We start from the raw sequence: 17,423 nt of genomic DNA, 5'->3' as shown, positions 1-17,423 counted from the left end.
CCCCCATTCAGCCGCACCCCGCCCGGCCCACCACAAGGCGCGCCGACTGCCCTGCCCCCGCACGATGCGAAAGAGGCCCGCCGCCCGGCGACGCCCCGGTCCGCTCTCGGGAGAACCTTCCATGACCGTCAGTCTGGAGCAGTTGCGACGCTGCCATTTCGCCGTCGACCTGGGAGCGGCCCGCACCCGTGTCTATGTCAAGGGCGCCGGGCTCGTCGTCGACCAGCCGTCCGCCGCCGCCGTGAACACGCGGACCGGCGCGCTGATCGCCGTAGGAGAGTTCGCGGAGAAGATGACGGGCCGCACGCCCGACTACATCCGCGTCGTTCGGCCCGTCTCCGGCGGCACGGTCGTCGACATCGAGATGGCGCAGCGCATGTTGCGGCACCTGATCGGCGACAAGGTGCGCCGCGCGCTGCGCCGCAAGCCCCGGCTGCGGGCCGCCGCCTGCACCCCGCACGACGCGGATCCACTGGCGCAGCGGGCCGCGATCGAGACGCTGGTCGGGCTCGGGGCGCGCCGGGTGGAACTGGTCGACACGCTGATCGCCGCCGCCGTGGGCTGCGGACTCCCCGTGGAGCGGCCCGAGGCCACCATGATCATGGTGTGCGGGGCCGCCGCGACCCAGGTCGCCGTGCTCTCCCTCGGCTCGATCGTCACCGCCGAACGCATCCCGGTGGGCGGCGAGGCCGTCGACCACGCGATCGTCCAACACCTGCGCCACGAGCACGAGTTGATGCTCCCGAGCCAGTCCGTACGGCCACTGCAGGTCGCCCTGTCCGGCAACGGTCTCACCCCGCACGGCCCGACCACCACCGAGATCCACGGGCGGGACGTGGCGAGCGGCCTCGCCCGTTCCGTGCGGGTCGACACCGCGGCCGTACGGGACGCGATCGAGACCCCGCTGACCGCCGTGCTCGACGGCATCGGCCGGGTGCTGCGCAACTGCCCGCCCGACCTCGTGGCCGACCTCGCCGACCGCGGGATCATGATGGTCGGCGGCAGCGCGCTGCTCCCCGGCTTCGACCAGATGCTGCGCGCGGCGACCGGTATGCCGGTGCACATCGCCGAGCGGCCGGACGTGTGTGCCGTGCAGGGCCTCGGCTACATGCTGGAGGGCAAGATCGAGCCGCTGGTCCTGGACCCGCTGGCGACCACCTGAGCCCGGACCCGGCCGACCCGCGGGCCGGCGTCCCCGACCTCTCCCGCCTGCTCGAAGCCGTCCTGAGCGTCGGTTCCGAGCTCGAACTGCGCACCACCCTCCAGCACATCGTGGACGGCGCCGCCGAGCTGACCGGCGCACGGTACGCGGCGCTCGGCACGACGGACCCCGGGCAGGACGGCCTCACCGAGATCCGCACCGGCGGGGCGGAAGCGCCGCCGGAGGGGGTGCTCAGCGTGCCGATCCACGTCCACGACGAGGTCTTCGGCCACCTCCACCTGGCCGACAAACAACCCGCCGCCCCCTTCACCGCCGAGGACGAACAGCTGCTGCACGTCCTCGCCGCGCAGGCCGGCATCGCGATCGGCAACGCCCGCCTCTACGAGACGGCCCGGCAGCGCGAGCGCTGGATCGAGGGCGCGGCGGCCGTCACCACCGCACTGCTCACCGAGGAGCGGGCGGCCGACGCGCTGATGACCGTCGCCGAGAGCGCCCGGGCCCTCGCCGACGCCGACGCGGGGGTGATCCTGCAGCCCACCGAGGCGGGCGGCATGGAGATCGTCACCGCCTCCACCTTCGAGGACCCGGGCGACATCGTCGGCACGACCATCGCGCCCGGCAGCCCCGTCCTGGTCCAACTCCTGGGCGGCGAACCGGTGTTCATCGACGACTCGGCGACCGACCCGCGCATGACGACGCATGTACGGCACCGGTTCGGCCCCAGCATGATGCTGCCGCTCCAGGCCGAGGGCCGTCTCATCGGCACGCTCGCCCTCCCCCGCCGCCCGGGCGACCGCCCCTACACGGCCGTGGAACGGTCGCTGGCAACGCAGTTCGCGTCCCAGGCCGCACTCGCCCTGGTCCTGGCCGACGCCCGGGACGGCCGGGAACGCCTCGCCGTCTACGAGGACCGCGACCGTATCGCCCGCGACTTGCACGACCTGGTCGTCCAACGGCTGTTCGCCACCGGCATGTTGCTGGAGTCCGCGCAGCGCAGGGGCGGACCGGCCGACCCGGCCCACGCAGCCCTCGGACGCGCCGTCGACGAACTCCAGTCGACGGTCCAGGAGGTCCGCACGGCGATCTTCGCCCTGCAACAACCACCGGCCGAAGCCCCAACCAGCCTGCGCGGCAAGGTACTTCGGGAGACGGCAGCCGCGTCGGCCACTCTCGGCTTCCAGCCCTCGGCCCACTTCAAGGGCCCGGTGGACACCCTCGTCCCCGACGAAGTGGCGGCCCGGCTCCTCGCCGCCCTCCGGCACGCCCTCGCCGCCGTGTCCGACCGCGCCGGTGTCTCCCGCCGGTCCCGCCCGTCCCGGCTGGAGATCACGGTCGACGTGACGACACCGCTGCCGGACGGCCGGGACGCCGTACGCCTGACGGTGTACGACGACGCAGGCACTGGCACGACGGTGAGTTGGCGGTCGTCCCTGCGGCAGGGGTGTCAGTAGGGCAGGATCCGCCCCGACGGCGTCCTGCGGTCGATGGTGTCGTCGCGGGGCGCGGCGGGCCGGCGAATCACGCGAACACGGATCTGTCGGTTCATGGCGCCCTCCCGAGGCTCATATCTCCTATGCCCCTCTCCTATGCCCCACACTCTTCCTCGCGACGCTCAAGAACATCGCCCTTGCGGAGGCACTTGCTCTGCCTCCCGAGGAGGAGTGGGAAGGGGCCGGCTACTCCCGAGGGAGGAGACCGGCCCCTGAGTCATGCGAGGGACATCAGCTCAGGCCGAGGTCGGACAGCGCGGTCGTCCAGTCGGTGACGATCGCGTTCCGGGCTTGGGAGAGCGTGACGGTGCCGGCGCAGACGGCCTTCTTGAGCTTGTTCTCGACGGTGTCCTTGTTGGCGGCGGTCTTGGTGCCGTACTCCGGCTCGGGCCAGAGGTTGAGCGCACTCTTGGGGGAGCCGCCGAGTTCGAGGGGGACGAAGTGGTCCTCCTCGTAGTCCGATGTGCTGGTGTCCGTGTAGCCGTACTCGACGATCTGCGTCTTCTTCAGCGCGGTGGTGTAGGAGCTGGACGGCCGGACGGTCGCGGTCCACCCGGAGACGCAGATCGTGGTGTCGATGGTGGACTGGGTGACGTCCGGGTTGAAAGCACCGGGCTGGCAACTGGGGTCGGGGAGCGGCAGGTAGTCCTGGCTGCAGCTCTGTGCGTGCGCGGTGCCGGCGGCGACCGTGATGCCGGCGGCGGCGAGGGCGAGGGAGGAGAGGGCGGTGACCAGGGAGCGGGATATTCGGGGCATGGGGGAGGTCTCCCGGAGCGGTGCCCGGCAGGAATTCCGGGCGGTCGTGAGCATGACAGCACCGGGATCATCTATGCGGGTAGAGCCCTTTGCCGGTCCCGAAGATCCCTTTGTTGAATGTTTCAGTAAGCCGGGGCCGACGCAGGGCAAGTCATGGCCCGCGCTTGGTTGTCGGCACCGCGCACCGGACCCGGCGGCGGCCCCCGCCTAACGTGAGACCCATGACCACGTTGACGCTTCTGCACCCCGGCGCCATGGGCGCGAAAGTCGGCGGCCAGGCGGCCCTCGCGGGTGCCCGGGTGCTGTACGTCCCCACCGGCCGCGGCGCCGCCAGTCTCCAACGGGCCCGGGAAGCCGGCCTGGAGGCGGCCGAGTCCCTCCAATCGGCCCTGGCGGCAAGCGACTTCGTGCTGTCGGTGTGCCCGCCGCACGCGGCGGAGGACGTGGCGCACGAGGTCCTCACACACCCCTTCCGGGGCGTGTACGTCGAGGCCAACGCGATCAGCCCGGACCGCACGAGGCGCATCGCGGCGGCGTGCGCGGAGCGCGAGGTGCTGATGCTCGACGGCTCGATCGTCGGCGGCCCGCCCGGACCGGGCAGCGCCCCGCGCCTCTATCTGAGCGGCGACGGGAAGGAAGTGGCCAAGGTGGCGGCGGCGTTCGAAGGCACCCAGGTCCTGGCACGCCCGCTCGACGCCGGGATCGGTGCCGCGTCGGCGCTGAAGATGTCGTACGCCTCGTACCAGAAGTCGGCCCGGGTGCTGGCCGCCGTCTCGCACGCGCTCGCCGCGAGCCATGGCGTGGCGGCCGAACTGGCGCTGGAGGCAGCCTCGTTGACGTCCAACATCCTCGCCGAGACCGATCAGCTGCCCAGCGTCGCCGCGCGAGCCTGGCGCTGGGCACCGGAGTTGGAGGAGATCGCGGCGACCCTGCGCACGGCGGGACTGCCGCCGGAACTGGCGGAGGCCGCGGCGAGCGTGCTGCGGCGATGGGACGGCGACAAGGACCGCTTCGACCTGCCGTTGGCGGAGGTGCTCGGTCACCTCCGCGCGGAGGGATGACTCAGGGGGCCGACACCGTGGGCCCGAAGGAGGCCGACGCCGCGGGCCCGACACCGCGCAACTCCTGTACGGTGCCGCCGAGTCGGGCCCGGAACCCCTCCAGCAGCTCGGGCCGCGCACTGACCACCCAGCGGGTGCCGACGAGGTACTTGCCGCCGTAGACGGCCGCGGTGTCGAGCCAGGTCACCTTGAACCGCTCCTCCGGGAACGTGGTGATCCGGTACTCGCCCTGCTTCGTACGGCACTGCCCCTCACGCAGTTCCTCCGCCTCGATCCGGATCTCGGCGGTGCACCCGGTCAGCCCGGCGATCACCTCGACCTTCGCCGGGGCGACGACACCGGCCTCGGGTGCGGCGGTCACGGCCGCCACCCGCTTGCGGTCCTCCCCGCCCTCGCCCTCGCCTCCACCGCACGCCACGGCCAACGGGAGCAGAGCGAACGCGGCACCGCGCCGCAGGCGGGAGGCGTGTCCTCGGGAGGGCTGTGGTGTCTGCGTCTGGGGGGTCATGTCAGGGGGTACGGAGGTGTCGCGTCGGCTGTTCAAGCGGATGGAGCCTCGGTGTTCGGGTCACCCCATGCCGTAAAGCGTCTCCAGGTCGATCAGTTGGACACGGGGGTCCAACTGTGCGGACGCACGTGCCCTGTCGTTGAAGCCTGCGCCGCTGAGGCACATGAGTCGGGTGCCGGTGGTGTCGTAGCGTCCCGCTTGGGTGATGAGATCGCGGATGTGCTGGAGACGCTCGATGTGGGCGATACCCACGGTGTCGTTCCATTTGGCCTCGCCGATGGCCAGGAGCGGCGGCTTGGAGCCGTCGGCGATGCCGATGACCGCCACATCCACTTCGTGTCCGACGCGAGCCTTGGGATCGTGCACCACTCCGTGTCCGACCCGGGCGGGCAGACCGCCGATCAGTTCCGGGTCGGCGTGGTGCAACGCCCAGTCGCGACAGACCTGTTCGAAATGCGGGCCGAGGACGTTGCTGATGAAGCGGTGACGGCTGGCCTGCCAGACCCGGGCCGCGCTGCCCGGGCGCTCCAACTGGTCCCAGACCGGTCGCATGATGGCGTGGTAGAAGCCGATCAGCGGTTCGGCGATGCGGTAGGTCGGGCGGTTGTCGCGGAAGGCGTCGGCGTCCCGGTGCAGCAGGCCGGCGTCTTCAAGGACGTTGATGGGGTGCGCGATGTCGGTGGCCTTGCGTTCCAGGTACCCGGCCATGCCCCCACGGGTCGAGTTCCCGTCGGCGACCGCGGCCAGCACGGACAGGTACAGGGCCGTGTCCCGCAGGTCGGGCTCTTCCGCGAGCAGATAGCGGGCCTCGCGGAACAAGGGGGTCTCCGGGTTGAGGACGGTCCGGATGACCCAGTCGTCGAAGTCCCCCGCCCCGTTCGGGGTGTCCCCGCGGGCGAACTCACGTCGATACGCAGGTGTACCGCCGACGATCGCGTTGACCTGCAGGGCCAGGCGCGGGTCCGTGATGTTCCAGAATTCGGCCGCCAGGCGGTGGTCGAGAGGGCGGACCACGAACTCCAGTCCTGCCCGGCCTCGCAGCGGAGCGTTGCCGGCCAGCAGCCTGCCCATGAACGACAGCGCCGAGCCGCACAGCAGCAGCCGGGTGCGGGAGGCGCTGCGCTGGTCGCGCAGAGTCCGCAGGGATTCCTGAATGATCGAGGGAAGCTCCGGATTCGCCTTGGCGAGGTACGGGAACTCGTCGATCACGACGGGCACGGGCCGCTCGGCTCCCAGTGCGAGGAGCGCGTCGACGGCCTCGGCCCAGTCGGCGAAGTGGTACGGACTGACAGGTCGCACATGTGCGGTGAGCGCAGCGCTGATGCGCCGCAGGGACTCGGCATCGGCGGCCTCGGTCGCCCCGAAGTAGAACCCGCCCGCGGCCCGGCAGGCCGCGTCGAGCAGGAAGGTCTCACCCTGCCGGCGCCGTCCGGGTCAGCGTTCCGGCATGCGGCAGCCCGGTCGTCGAGGACAGGATCGAGTTCTCCTACGGCAAGCACGGCCGCGGCCGTCGGGACGTGGGCCGGCTGCCCCGCCGAAGGCCGTCGGGCGGCCGTCGTACCACCGTGAGCCGCGTTCACCGCGATCGCGGTCTTCAAGAGCCGCCGAGGATGGCCGCGGCACCGGTACCGGTCATCGCAGCGATGGCGATGACGCTCATGATCGGCGTGCCCATGGTGATGCCGATCTGCTGGGTCATGGTCGCGAGCCCGGTGGCCAGGCCCTGTTCGTGGTCGGCCAGACGGGATGTCGCGGTGACCATGAAGCCGACGATGACGAGCAATCTCGTCATCCCCGGCTCGTCCGGCCAGCGGCGCCTACACGGCCGAGCCCGGATCGCCCTCCGAAGCCGCTCTGCGCCTGCTGGGCAGCGTTACCGCACCGGAGGCGCAGGACACCGCCGCGACAGCCTGACACCGGGAACGCCGATCGGCCGGGAGGGGCGCGCCCCTCCCGGCCGGTGCCGTTTCAGGCGCCGCGCCGCCCGGCCAGAACGAGCGGGGACGGGGACCCGGAGTCCGCGAGGCGCAGATGGGCGTACGCCGCCGAAGCCATCGTCATGTGATGGTGCCAGGCGGGGAAGGAACGGCCGGCGAAGTCCAGCAGCTCGTAGCGACGCGTGGAGGTCAGGCGGAGTCGTCGGCCCGGAGTTCCAGGTGGAGTTCGTAGCCGCCGTCGGTCGTCGGCCCTGAGGTGATGGTGCCGCCGAGGAGTTCGGCGCGTTGGCGCAGGCCGACGAGGCCGTGGTGGGCTCCGGGGAGCGGGAGTGCGGGGCGGGTGGCGGCGGTGTTGGTGACCGTCGTGCGCAGGGTGCCGTCGCGCTGGTGGATGCGGACGGTCGCGGTGGCGCCGGGGGCGTGTTTGCGTACGTTGGTGAGTGCCTCCTGGACCGTGCGGTAGACGGCGCGCTGGAGCGTGGGCGGGAGTCCGTGGGGCAGGTCGGTCTCCAGTCGGGTCTCGATGCCGCTGGCGTCGATCAAGTGGTGGAGGTCGGTGAGGGAGGGTTGGGGTGTGAGTTCGGTGGGGCGGCTTCCGGAGGCGCGCAGGACTCCCACCATGTGCCGCAGCTCCTCCAGGGTCTGCACACTGAGCCGGCGGATCGTGGCCCCGGCCGCTCTCGCCTCGGCGTCCGGGCTGCCGACCTGGAGTGCGCCGGCGGTGACGGCGATGAGACTGACCTGGTGCGAGACCACATCGTGCATCTCGCGGGCGAGTTGGGCACGTTCCTTCGCCAACACGGCCTGCGCACTGAGGAGTTGCTCCTGCTCGCGGGCCTCCGTGATCTCGGCGAGCCGAAGCGTCAACTCGCGCCGGGCCTGGACGAGTTGACCGAGGAAGACCGGAGCGGCGGCGGTGGCCAGGGTGTAGGTGAGGTGAACCAGGCTGTAGGTCTCGTCGAGTTCGTCGACATCGAGGGACGTCCACGGCCAGGGCATGAAGTCCACGGTGGCGAAGGCCAGCGCGCAGCCCACGAGCAGCGCGCGGTGACGGCAGAGCGAGGAGAGGGTGTACAGCGCGGCCATCGTGGCGAACGCCGCGTCGCCGATCAGGGCGGAGGGGAGCGTGAGGACGAAGGCCGGCAGCGGGCGGTGGCGGCGCAGCGTGAGAGCCAGGGCGGCCAGGAGGCCGTAGGCGGTGGCCGGGTGGTTCTCGCTGTCGAAGTTCACCCACAGGTCAAGCAGTGCGACACCGACCAGCAGCGCGTCCAGCAACAGGGCGGGCGGACGTGGGGAGTTCATCGGGCGGCTCCGTCCTCGGGCGGCTTGAGCAGCCCGGCCCGTTCGGCGACCAGCGCGGCCTGCACCCGGTTGTCGACCTCCAACTTCTCGAAGACGACGCTGACATGGCCTTTGACGGTGCCGTTGCTCAGATGGAGCCGGTCGCCGATGTCGGTGTTGGAGAGGCCCTCGGCCAGCAGCACGAGGACGGCGCGCTCGCGCCCGCTCAGCCGGTCGACGAGCCCGACGGCGTAGGGCTCGCGCCCGCCCTGGTCGAGGAAGCTGTCCACCACCGTACGTATGACCTGCGACGACAGCACGGTTCCGCCCTCGGCCAACGTGCGGATCAGATAGGGCAGTTGCTCGGGGTCGGTGTCCTTGAGGAGGAAACCGGCGGCGCCGGAGCGCAGCGCCGCCTCGACGTATTCGTCGGTGTCGAACGTCGTCAGCATCGCCACCACGGGAGGATCCGGCAGCCGGCGGAGCTCGGCCAGGACGGTCAGTCCGTCCACGTCGGGCATCCGGATGTCGAGCAGGACGACATCGGGACTCAACTCCCTTACGGCCTTGAGGGCTTGGCCGCCCGGAACCGCCGCCACGGCGCCGATGTCGTCCGAGGCGTCGAGGATGTGGGTGAAGCCGGTGCGGACGAGAGCCTCGTCGTCGACCACCAGTACACGGATCATGGGTGCTGCGCTCCTCAACTGCCTGTCGTACGAGGGGTGGTTCGGGGGGCCGGGGGGGGTGGTTCGAGGAGTAGCACGTCGAACGGCGCCCGTCCTCGGGAACCGGTTCGACTCCGGTCCGTCGTCGGCAGGGACCGTCCGGTCGGCCGGTACGGTTCCGGCCGGTCGGCGGGCCGGCTCCGGAAGGCTGCCGGGTGTGCTGTTCCCCGCGGCCCGCGAATCCTGAGGGCATGACACACGACGCATCGCCGGCCGCGCCGGCAGCCGCGTTACCCGAGCGGCAGCCGGTCCCCTCCGACGCTCCAACGACCGGACGGCTGATCGGTGTCGACCTGGCGCGCGGACTCGCCGTCCTCGGCATGTACTCCGCGCACGTCGGCCCCGACGTCACGGTCGGCGGACCCGTCGGCTTCCTGCTGGAGACCGCCCGAGGCCGCTCCTCCGCCCTGTTCGCCGTACTCGCCGGGTTCTCGCTGGTCATCATCACCGGCCGCCCCCGGCCCCGCACCGGCCGCGCCGGACGCCAGGCGGTGACCAGGATCGCGATCCGCGCCGTAGCCCTCCTGGCGCTCGGCTACGCCCTGACCGCCCTGGACACCGAGGTCGAGGTCATCCTCAGCTGCTACGGCCTCCTCTTCCTGACCGTTCTCCCGCTGCACCGGCTGCGCGCCCCCACGCTCGCGCTCATCGCCGGCGCCGGCGCGCTGATCCTGCCCCAACTCCTCTACGCCGTACGGAAGTCCATCGAGGCGGGCGGCTGGGCGGACACCGTCGTCCAGGCGGACCCGCTGGCCCGGATCAGCGGCACGGACGGCGTCGTAGAGCTGCTGTTCACCGGCGACTACCCGGCCCTGACCTGGGCGCCGTTCCTGATCGCGGGCATGGCGGTGGCCCGGCTCGACCTCACCCGACCCGGGATCCGGACCCGGCTCGCCCTGACCGGCGGCGCGCTCGCCGTCCTCGGCTACGGAGGTTCCTGGCTGGCCCTGCGCCTCGTCCCGCACGCGCTCACCACCATCGCCTCGGCCACGGGCAGCGGTTCGGCGTCGTCGGCCTGGTGGTCCGACACGGTCGGCGAACCCCGGAACGCCACGCCGCTCGACTGGCTCCTGGTGGCCGCACCGCACAGCCAGACGACCTTCTCGATCCTCGGCAACACGGGCGTGGCCCTTGCGGTGCTGGCCGTCTGCCTGACCGTCGCCGACCGGATGCCCCGCCTCACCCGGTCGCTGGCACCCGTGTCCGCGGTCGGCACGATGGCCCTGACCGTCTACGTCCTGCACATCGTCGCCCTCTGGCTCCTGACCGATGTCTGGCACGTGGCCGTCGTCGAGGACGAGACGATGGCCGGGCTGCCGGTGCTGCTCGCCTTCATCGCCGCCGCCATGCTGCTGGCCACCGCGTGGACCCGTCACTTCAGGCGCGGACCCCTGGAGTACGTGCTGCACACGGCCACGCGGCCCGCGCGCTACGTCAGGTAGCTTCCGGCGCCGCGAGCGCTCTGTCCTATGGGCCCCATCCCCTCGGGGAACTGCCGACGCTCATCGCTCAGGCCCCCGCCCTGCGCATACCTCATGCCAACGGCATACCGCGACGATCAAGCCCCGTCACCGGTAGCGACAACCCGAGTTCAAGCTCAGTAGCTCACCTTCGACGAGCACGTGAACTTGTCTCTGCACCCGTTGAGTATGTGGGCGAGTTTCAGGATCAGGCACACATTCCGTGAGGACGATCGCCGGGGTCGGGCTCTGTCCCATGGGCGTCGACGGTGTTCAGACTGCCCACCCGCCGGTGTTCGAGTACGACTCGTAGGAGTACCGAGTGCGGCGGTCCCATTCCTCGCCGGTGATGCGTTCGTAGGCGTGGTCTGGCGTGTAGAGCAGGCTCTCGGCCCAGATGAGGTCGGTGGCGAACGGTGCGAAGACCCTCGGATCCTGGAGTACGCCTTCGAATGCCTCACGGCCGGCGGCGACGACTGCGCAGCGCGTGTAGAGGAATGCGTCACCGGACAGGCCCTGTCCGAGTTCCTTGCGGTCCAAGCGGTAAAGGGCCCAGGACAGTTGCTCGGCGAAGCCGGTGACGACGAACACCGGGGACTGAGCTAGGTGCTCTGTCAGCGCGACTGCCAGTTGTTCGGAATCAGGGTCCGGCCCGGTGGGTCTGCATTCCTCGATGAGCTGCCAGCGCACGCCTTCTGCCACTCATCGCCGTCCGGCAAGGCAGCGCAGGCCCAGCGTCGGGCTGAAATCGGTGGGCGAAGTGGCCCGGGAGAGTGTCACAGTCACAGTCGTGACCTTGATGGACGTACTCGTCGGCTTCTCCCGCACTGGCCGGCTCGGGCCCCTGAACTGCGGAATGTCCCTGGCTGAGGCTGAAGACCTTCTCGGCCCGGGACGCCCACACCCGGCCCACCGCCTGAAGGGGCCCGATATCGACGGTTACCCGTACTCCTGGGACGGGCTGGGGCTGGTGGTCACTCAGCGGACTGTCAGCGGGATCTGGATCAACCTCCGGCCCGGTTCGACCGCCAAACTTCCGCCGCTCGTCCTGCCTGATTCCGAGTCGTTCGAGGCCACCGTCCTCCGCGAGGAGCTGGTCGCCGCCCTGGACAAGGCAGGCTGTCAGCATACGGTCAACAGCACTCTCACATTCGGCGAGCAGTCGAGCATCCTCACCCGGCCCGCTGACGTTTGCGCGGTCTTCAGCCTGCCGGGACGGAACAACCACGTGCCGCACCGTGATCGGCACTACCTCGACGTGATTCACAAGCACACGGCTTCACACTGCTGATTCCGCGTTCGGCCTGGGCGCGGTTGACCTGGTGGCGGGCGGTGTCGTCGCCCATCGCCTTGAACGCGACGTCCGGACGCCGCAGCAGACCCGCGTCACCGCACTGGCCCAGGGCCAAGGGACGACGAGTCGAAGAGGACAGCGTCAACCTACAGTTGCTGTGCCTGTCGACCCCTCCGTCAGGCTCCCGGAAAGCCCCCCTCGGATGGCTGTGAAATCCAGCGGCCTTCGTAAGACTTGAGGTGGATTTGAGCTCGGCGGCAAAGCGAGTTGATCTCGCTGGCAAAGCGATCACCAAGCTCATTGACCTTTCAAGTTTCGCCCGGCTAGCTTCCAGTCACGCCGCAAACGACCAGATCAGCGCGGTGCAGGGCGGGGGGCGCGTCAACGGCGATCAGCCATGTCCCCGCAGGGTTTCACAGCCGCACTTCGTGGGGCTTCATTTGACCCACCGAGCGACCCGCAAAAGCGGGGTACGCCGGTGAAATCGGGGAATCGGGGAATTTCCTTCATGACCAAAATATCTGGCAGACGTCTGTCTCTGGCCACTGCCCTGAGCGTCGTCGCCGCATCGGCGGTGATCGGCCTGGGACTGTCGTCGCCGGCCAATGCCGTCTGCACACAGAGCACGAGCGACTCACCGGGCTGCGGCAGCACCAGCAGCCCGTCCCCCACGACGCCTTCGCCCACAGCCACCGACGTCAAGCCGACGGACGGCGCAGCGCTGCCCTCCAGCGGGCCGACCATCACCGCGGCGCCCAGCCCGAGCACCCTGGCCCCCGTGTCCGGCGCCGCCACGGTCAAGGGCGTCTTCACCCTGGGCAACGGTTCACCGCTGGCCGGCGCCACGGTGACCCTGACCCCGGTGGACGAGGCACTGCCGGCGGACGGCAGCACCATCACGCCGACGACCGTGGGCACGGCGACCACAGCCGCGGACGGCAGCTGGTCGTTCACGCTGCCCTCGACCCTCCCGAGCAGCCTGCAGACCTATGCCGACGACAACGGAGGCGTGCTCTCCCTGGAAGCGTCCTTCTACGGTCAGGCCTCGGACGGCACTGTGCTGACCGGTAGCGACTATGTGGACGCGGGCGTGGCCACCGGTTCCGCGACCACGGAGGGCTCGGCCGCGGCGCGCGCCGAGACGGCGAACACGGTGGCGATCCACCCCGACGTCGACACCACGCAGGTCACGCCCGCTGACTCGACTCTGGTCGACAGCGCGGACACTGCGGACGACTCTTCCGCCACATCCGCGAACACCTACCAGTCGGTGGATGGCACATCGACCACGGGCTTCAGCCCGGACGTGGTCGACGGCGTGGACTACAGCGCCGTGAAGCCGAAGATCGGCGTGCCGGTCTGCGTGCCGAGCAAGCACGTGATCAAGCAGCACGACTACTACACCTCCGTCGGCGAGGCACACGCGTACTACGACACCACCGCCGCCTTCGAGTACAACAACACCCTGTCCAGTACCTGGGGCGTGGCAACCAGTGTCGACGGCGAACACTGGTCCATCACCGGAAAGGTCTCCCGCAAGAGCAGCACCGGCCACGCCGTGGGCTTCGCGAACCAGGGTCCGTACTGGGCCAAGCGATTCCAGATCCCGGTCGAATACCAGGACGTCGACCATCAGGTCGCCTGCCCCGAGGGGAAGGTCACGCACTCGTACTCCATCCTCCCGGTCAAGTACGACATCCCTTCCGGAGGCGCGGTCGCGAGATACGGCGCCGATGTCCGCTCCAAGGACGGACTTACCGCCTACCGGAAGTCCAATCCGGCCTATCGGGCGCGTCTGGACCAGAAGCAGTACGCGACCATCACCTCCGGAACCTCCCTCACCATCGGCTACGCCGCCAAGGTGTTCGGAGTGACGATCAGCCTCGACACCGAGTACGGCACCTCGCACTTCCAGAAAATCACTGCGGGGTCGGGCAGTTCGGAGCACGACATCTGGGGCGCCAAGGGCAAGATTTCGGGGAACCCCGGTGTCATCTACTCGTACTAGCGGCCGCGGCCTCACCCGGGTGTTCGCCGTGGCGGCCCTGCTGGCCATGGCGACAGGTTGCGCGGGCTCGACGGGCGGCGGGGTTGCCACGGGGACGGCGCTGCAGGGGGAGGGGCCGGGAACGACCGGTGCCCTCGGATACTCGGACGTGAAGGTCGGTGACGTCTACCGCATGGCCTTCCCCCTGACGAGGAACATCTCCAAGCAGCCCGTCTCCGTTACTGGGGTCAGGGTCCTGAACATCCCGGCAGGCGTGAAGATCCTCGGGTACGGCGTCTACTCAGTGAAGGACACCCCCGGCTACCTGCTGGGCTACCACGAGACCAGTCCCCCCATCGCGGGTTCCGTGGACCCCGCCAAGTACCCGAACTACGCCGGCCACCCGTACACCATCAAACCGAAGGTGCTCAGCGACAAGTACGCGATGGTACGGCTCAAGGTCACCGGAAAGGTGACCAAGCCCATCACAGGCTGCGAGGCGGACTACACCCAGGCCGGGCGGACCTACCATCAAACCCTGACCTGCAAGTTCGGGCTCGACATGACCTGAACGAGCTCGACGGCATGAATGCTTCCTGCCGCGCAACCCACCCGTGACGCCCTGCCCCGACCGCTCGGGCAGGGCGTCACCTGCTCCCACACGCAAGCGGCCCGAAGGGCGACGGAGTCGACGACTCCGTGTCACGCGGCCACCAGTGCGATCCCCCTCAACGGCACCAGCGGCGTCACCATGCGAACGACGGCCTGTTCGACCCCGACATCGCCCTCGACTCCAGCGACCACGGCTACCTCGGACACTCAAGGCAAGACCGACATACGGAGCGGAAGCAGCCGTCTCCGCGCACCCCGAGTGTCCCTTCGTGCCGTTTCCTGTACGGGCCGTTACTCGCCGCCCCGAGGTCGGCGGCTACGCCGTCATCCATCGGGCGCCCAGCACCCCGATCATCGTCCGCCACCGTCTCCCGACACCCAGGGGTCACCGGGCGACACCACTTCCGGATCCCCGCGTCCAGCCAGCGTCCGGAACAGGAAACCCTTTCCGCGCTGTCAGTGGCCTCTGTTAGCTTCAGGCGCTCGTGTGATCCACGAGCATCAAGTACTCACAGGGGAGGGCCACTTGACCAGGTTCACAAGGACAGGCAGACGCAGACGGACGGTGGTGGGGAGCTGTGTGGCGGCACTGTTGGCCACGGCTGCCGGGACGGCGTACGCGGTGGACAACCTGCCGCCGAATCAGCCGCTGGTCCAAGACCTCCAGTCAGGAGGCAAGGCATGCGCGACCGGTGACGACACGCCATACGTTTCGACGCCGCCCAGGCTCAGTGCAGTGCTGTACGACCCGGAGGAGGACAACCAGCCCTCCGAAGACAGCCCGCTCAGTGGCGAGTTCGAAGCCTGGTGGACGGACGCGGCCGGAGTGAAACAGCAGCGTACCTACACCACCATCACTCTCTCCTCGGGGTCGCGCCAGTACTGGACGATGCCGAACGACATCCCGGCGAACACCGTCGTCTCCTGGCATGTCCGCGCGAACGACGGCAAGGCGACCTCCACGTGGAGCGACGAGGGCGACGGCTCGGTCTGCTCGTTCGTGTACGACGACGTGAGCCCGGAGAAGGCGACGATCACCTCTCCCGAATACCCCAACCCGGAGGACGTGTTCTGGGTGGACGGAGTGGGCGTCTACGGCCACTTCACGATGGATTCGCCTTCCGACGACGTGGTGTCTTACACGTACGGCTTCGTGGGCGGCCCTTACGGCACCGTCTCCGCGGCGCGGCCGGGCGCGGCCGTGACCATTCCGTACCTGCCGCTCTCCGAGGGACCCAAGTCGCTGACGGTCCGTGCGATCGACCGGTCGGGCCGAAGCAGCGGGGAGTCGCGTTACGACTTCAACGTGAAGGCCGGCCGTGCTCCCGTCGCCCGCTGGAAGCTGGACGACCCGGCGGACTCCACCTCGGCCGCCGCCGAGACCGGCACCGCCGCCCGTTCCGGGACCGGCGTGACCTTCGGCGGCCCGGTGCCCACAGGCACAACGGCCATCGCCACGGTCGCCCTCGACGGCAGCGACCAAGCCTTTCTCACCCCGGACGCCCCGGCGACCGACGTCCGTAAGACCTTCGCGGTGAGCGCGTGGGTACGGCCCGCCGAAACCGACCGGAACATGACCGTGATCAGCCAGGATGCCGACGGGGCGCCCGGCTTCGACCTCGGGCTGCGCAGCCAGGACTCCGGGCCCGCCTGGTCGTTCGCGGTCGGCGGCGCACAGGTCTCCGGCGGCGCCCCCGAGACCGGCGAGTGGGCCCATCTGCTGGGGCTGTACGACGCCGAGACCGGAAAGGTGCGGCTGTACGTCAACGGCCACGAGGTCGGGACCGCGGCCGACGCGACTCCCTCCGAGGCGGCCGGCGCTTTCCAGATCGGGCGCGCCCTCGGTGCTGCCGGCTATGGGGACCAGTGGCACGGGGACATCGGTGACGTACAGGTTCACGACCGGGTCGTGGTGCCGGACGAGGTAGCCGAACTGGCCTACCGCAAGCCGAAGTTGCTCGGCCACTGGTCGCTGGAGAACGCGACGGACGGTGTGAGCCCTGAGCAGTCGGACGGCGCACCACTGCGGCTCGGCGCGGGGGCCTCGATCTACCAGGGGTCCGACGATTCCTGCATCCCGGACATCGACCCGGACTGCACCTACGTGCCGCCGCCACTCGTCGGTGACGGGCATCTGCTGCTGGACGGCGAGAGCGGATACGCCGCTGCCGACGGGCCCGTTGTGGACACCGGGGACAGTTTCACTCTCGGCGTCGTCGTACGCCTCGCGGACTCCGAGCCCGCCCACCCGATGACCGTGCTCTCGCAGGCAGGCGAGCACACCGACGCCTTCAAGGTGCGCTACGAGCCGTCCACGCACACCTGGCAACTGGTGATGCCGGAGAAGGACGAGGCCGGAGCCCCCGAGAAGGTGGTGTCCCAGATCGTGAGCGCGGACGGAGGCGAGGGCCAAGGCCATCGCCTCGCCGTGGTCTACGACGACGCCACCGACACGATCAAGCTCTACCTCGACGGCTACACCAACGCCCAGGCGACCGCGAGCCTCCCCAACGGCTGGCACAGCACCGGTGCCCTCCAGATCGGCAGAGCCAGGTCCGACGACGGCTGGGGCGAGTACCTGCATGGCGACGTGGACGAGCTACAGGCCTACTCCGGCGCGCTGAGGGACAGTGACGTCTCCGGCCTGGGGCTGGGTACGGATCCTTGTCTGTGCTGAGACGTCATCCGTTTGTCGATCACGGGGCCGGCCTGGTCGAACAGGGTTCCTGATCGGGTGATCACGTGAGGGCCGATGCATGACAGCAGGGCCTCTTGGTAGTTCGGGGTTACGAACCAAACCGATCACCAGGAGGCCCTGCTGTCATGCATCGGCCCGCTCCGCTACGGACCACACCTGCTTGAAGACCGCAGCGCGGGTCCCGTCGACCTGCCGGTGGCCGCAGCCGCGGAAGAGGCGGGACTCACCCTCCTCCACGACGACCGCGACTTCGAAACCATCGCCCGCACGACCGGGCAGCCGGTCCGCACGATCGACCTCAGGCAGAAAAGACCGCGCGGTGCCGACGAGCACCGGGCCTCTGACCGACCCGGCCGCCTGGCGGTCAGTCCGCTGCGGCCTGGGCCGTCTCCCGACACCCAGGGGTCACCGGGCGACACCACTTCCGGATCCCCGCGTCCAGCCAGCGTCCA

13 protein-coding genes and 4 pseudogenes are annotated in these 17,423 nt (G+C 69.9%); 9 read left to right on the top strand and 8 right to left on the bottom strand.

Going from position 1 to position 17,423, the window contains the following annotated elements:
* The first annotated feature begins 121 nt into the window (after positions 1–121).
* Both OC490_RS10905 and OC490_RS10900 read left to right on the top strand, forming a co-directional pair.
* On the top strand, positions 122–1,162 hold the full coding sequence (locus tag OC490_RS10905) for a rod shape-determining protein (protein ID WP_262057666.1): 1,041 nt from the start codon (positions 122–124) through the stop codon (positions 1,160–1,162).
* A complete protein-coding gene (locus OC490_RS10900) occupies positions 1,159–2,613 on the top strand; it encodes a GAF domain-containing protein (protein ID WP_262057926.1) in 1,455 nt (484 codons plus the stop codon). The genes OC490_RS10905 and OC490_RS10900 overlap by 4 nt, the downstream gene beginning before the upstream one ends.
* Before the next feature lie 270 nt (positions 2,614–2,883).
* On the opposite strand, the gene OC490_RS10895 is transcribed toward OC490_RS10900, so the two are convergent.
* The gene (locus OC490_RS10895; RefSeq protein WP_262057665.1) at positions 2,884–3,408 is read right to left on the bottom strand and encodes a hypothetical protein; all 525 of its coding nucleotides are present in this window, start codon (positions 3,406–3,408) and stop codon (positions 2,884–2,886) included.
* Positions 3,409–3,629: 221 nt separating this feature from the next.
* On the opposite strand from OC490_RS10895, the gene OC490_RS10890 reads away from it, so the two are divergent.
* Entirely contained in the window at positions 3,630–4,469 is an 840-nt protein-coding gene (locus OC490_RS10890) for an NAD(P)-dependent oxidoreductase (protein WP_262057664.1), read from the top strand.
* 1 nt (position 4,470) lies between these two features.
* On the opposite strand, the gene OC490_RS10885 is transcribed toward OC490_RS10890, so the two are convergent.
* From OC490_RS10885 to OC490_RS10865, 5 genes and pseudogenes are all read right to left on the bottom strand, one after another.
* Complete coding sequence (locus tag OC490_RS10885; protein WP_262057663.1) at positions 4,471–4,977, bottom strand: hypothetical protein; 507 nt, start codon at positions 4,975–4,977, stop codon at positions 4,471–4,473.
* Between the two features lie 60 nt (positions 4,978–5,037).
* A pseudogene (locus OC490_RS10880) lies at positions 5,038–6,408 on the bottom strand (AAA family ATPase); the annotation flags it as partial.
* Positions 6,409–6,545: 137 nt separating this feature from the next.
* Positions 6,546–6,772, bottom strand: a pseudogene (locus OC490_RS10875) (MFS transporter); the annotation flags it as partial.
* Positions 6,773–7,103: 331 nt separating this feature from the next.
* Positions 7,104–8,216 (bottom strand): sensor histidine kinase, encoded by a 1,113-nt coding sequence (locus OC490_RS10870; protein WP_262057662.1) that lies wholly within the window; start codon positions 8,214–8,216, stop codon positions 7,104–7,106.
* On the bottom strand, positions 8,213–8,881 hold the full coding sequence (locus OC490_RS10865) for a response regulator (protein WP_262057661.1): 669 nt from the start codon (positions 8,879–8,881) through the stop codon (positions 8,213–8,215). The genes OC490_RS10870 and OC490_RS10865 overlap by 4 nt, the downstream gene beginning before the upstream one ends.
* A 230-nt stretch (positions 8,882–9,111) precedes the next feature.
* Here OC490_RS10865 and OC490_RS10860 point away from each other — a divergent pair, with 230 nt between their 5' ends.
* Positions 9,112–10,362 carry a DUF418 domain-containing protein gene (locus OC490_RS10860; RefSeq protein WP_262057660.1) on the top strand — a complete coding sequence of 417 codons (1,251 nt, stop codon included), beginning with the start codon at positions 9,112–9,114 and terminating at the stop codon, positions 10,360–10,362.
* 291 nt (positions 10,363–10,653) lie between these two features.
* Here the strand turns inward: OC490_RS10860 and OC490_RS10855 are convergent, their stop codons facing one another.
* Positions 10,654–11,082, bottom strand: coding sequence for a DUF4240 domain-containing protein (locus tag OC490_RS10855; RefSeq protein ID WP_262057659.1), 429 nt, complete (start codon positions 11,080–11,082; stop codon positions 10,654–10,656).
* Positions 11,083–11,170: 88 nt separating this feature from the next.
* On the opposite strand from OC490_RS10855, the gene OC490_RS10850 reads away from it, so the two are divergent.
* Entirely contained in the window at positions 11,171–11,671 is a 501-nt protein-coding gene (locus tag OC490_RS10850; protein ID WP_262057658.1) for a hypothetical protein, read from the top strand.
* A gap of 4 nt (positions 11,672–11,675) precedes the next feature.
* Here the strand turns inward: OC490_RS10850 and OC490_RS10845 are convergent.
* Positions 11,676–11,759: pseudogene (locus tag OC490_RS10845) on the bottom strand (DUF6192 family protein); the annotation flags it as partial.
* A gap of 423 nt (positions 11,760–12,182) precedes the next feature.
* Between OC490_RS10845 and OC490_RS10840 the strand changes: the two are divergent.
* The 4 genes and pseudogenes from OC490_RS10840 to OC490_RS10825 all read left to right on the top strand — a co-directional run.
* Positions 12,183–13,682, top strand: a complete 1,500-nt coding sequence (locus OC490_RS10840) for a hypothetical protein (protein ID WP_262057657.1) — start codon at positions 12,183–12,185, stop codon at positions 13,680–13,682.
* Positions 13,663–14,232 carry a hypothetical protein gene (locus tag OC490_RS10835; protein WP_262057656.1) on the top strand — a complete coding sequence of 190 codons (570 nt, stop codon included), beginning with the start codon at positions 13,663–13,665 and terminating at the stop codon, positions 14,230–14,232. Before OC490_RS10840 ends, OC490_RS10835 begins: the two co-directional genes overlap by 20 nt.
* Positions 14,233–14,838: 606 nt before the next feature.
* Positions 14,839–16,950: a LamG domain-containing protein gene (locus tag OC490_RS10830; protein ID WP_262057925.1), complete on the top strand. Its 2,112-nt coding sequence runs from the start codon at positions 14,839–14,841 to the stop codon at positions 16,948–16,950.
* A gap of 183 nt (positions 16,951–17,133) precedes the next feature.
* A pseudogene (locus OC490_RS10825) lies at positions 17,134–17,274 on the top strand (VapC toxin family PIN domain ribonuclease); the annotation flags it as partial.
* Positions 17,275–17,423 lie beyond the last annotated feature (149 nt).

This window comes from Streptomyces sp. STR69 (assembly GCF_024519455.1).
Classification (GTDB): Bacteria; Actinomycetota; Actinomycetes; order Streptomycetales; family Streptomycetaceae; genus Streptomyces.
This window is presented reverse-complemented; position numbering and strand designations above follow the sequence as displayed.

Bases quoted from the DNA above. Each gene is read 5' to 3' on its own strand.
- OC490_RS10895 (WP_262057665.1), bottom strand. From the start codon at position 3,408: ATGCCCCGAATATCCCGCTCCCTGGTCACCGCCCTCTCCTCCCTCGCC.
- OC490_RS10890 (WP_262057664.1), top strand. From the start codon at position 3,630: ATGACCACGTTGACGCTTCTGCACCCCGGCGCCATGGGCGCGAAAGTC.
- OC490_RS10860 (WP_262057660.1), top strand. From the start codon at position 9,112: ATGACACACGACGCATCGCCGGCCGCGCCGGCAGCCGCGTTACCCGAG.
- OC490_RS10870 (WP_262057662.1), bottom strand. From the start codon at position 8,216: ATGAACTCCCCACGTCCGCCCGCCCTGTTGCTGGACGCGCTGCTGGTC.
- OC490_RS10905 (WP_262057666.1), top strand. From the start codon at position 122: ATGACCGTCAGTCTGGAGCAGTTGCGACGCTGCCATTTCGCCGTCGAC.
- OC490_RS10885 (WP_262057663.1), bottom strand. From the start codon at position 4,977: ATGACCCCCCAGACGCAGACACCACAGCCCTCCCGAGGACACGCCTCC.
- OC490_RS10865 (WP_262057661.1), bottom strand. From the start codon at position 8,881: ATGATCCGTGTACTGGTGGTCGACGACGAGGCTCTCGTCCGCACCGGC.
- OC490_RS10840 (WP_262057657.1), top strand. From the start codon at position 12,183: ATGACCAAAATATCTGGCAGACGTCTGTCTCTGGCCACTGCCCTGAGC.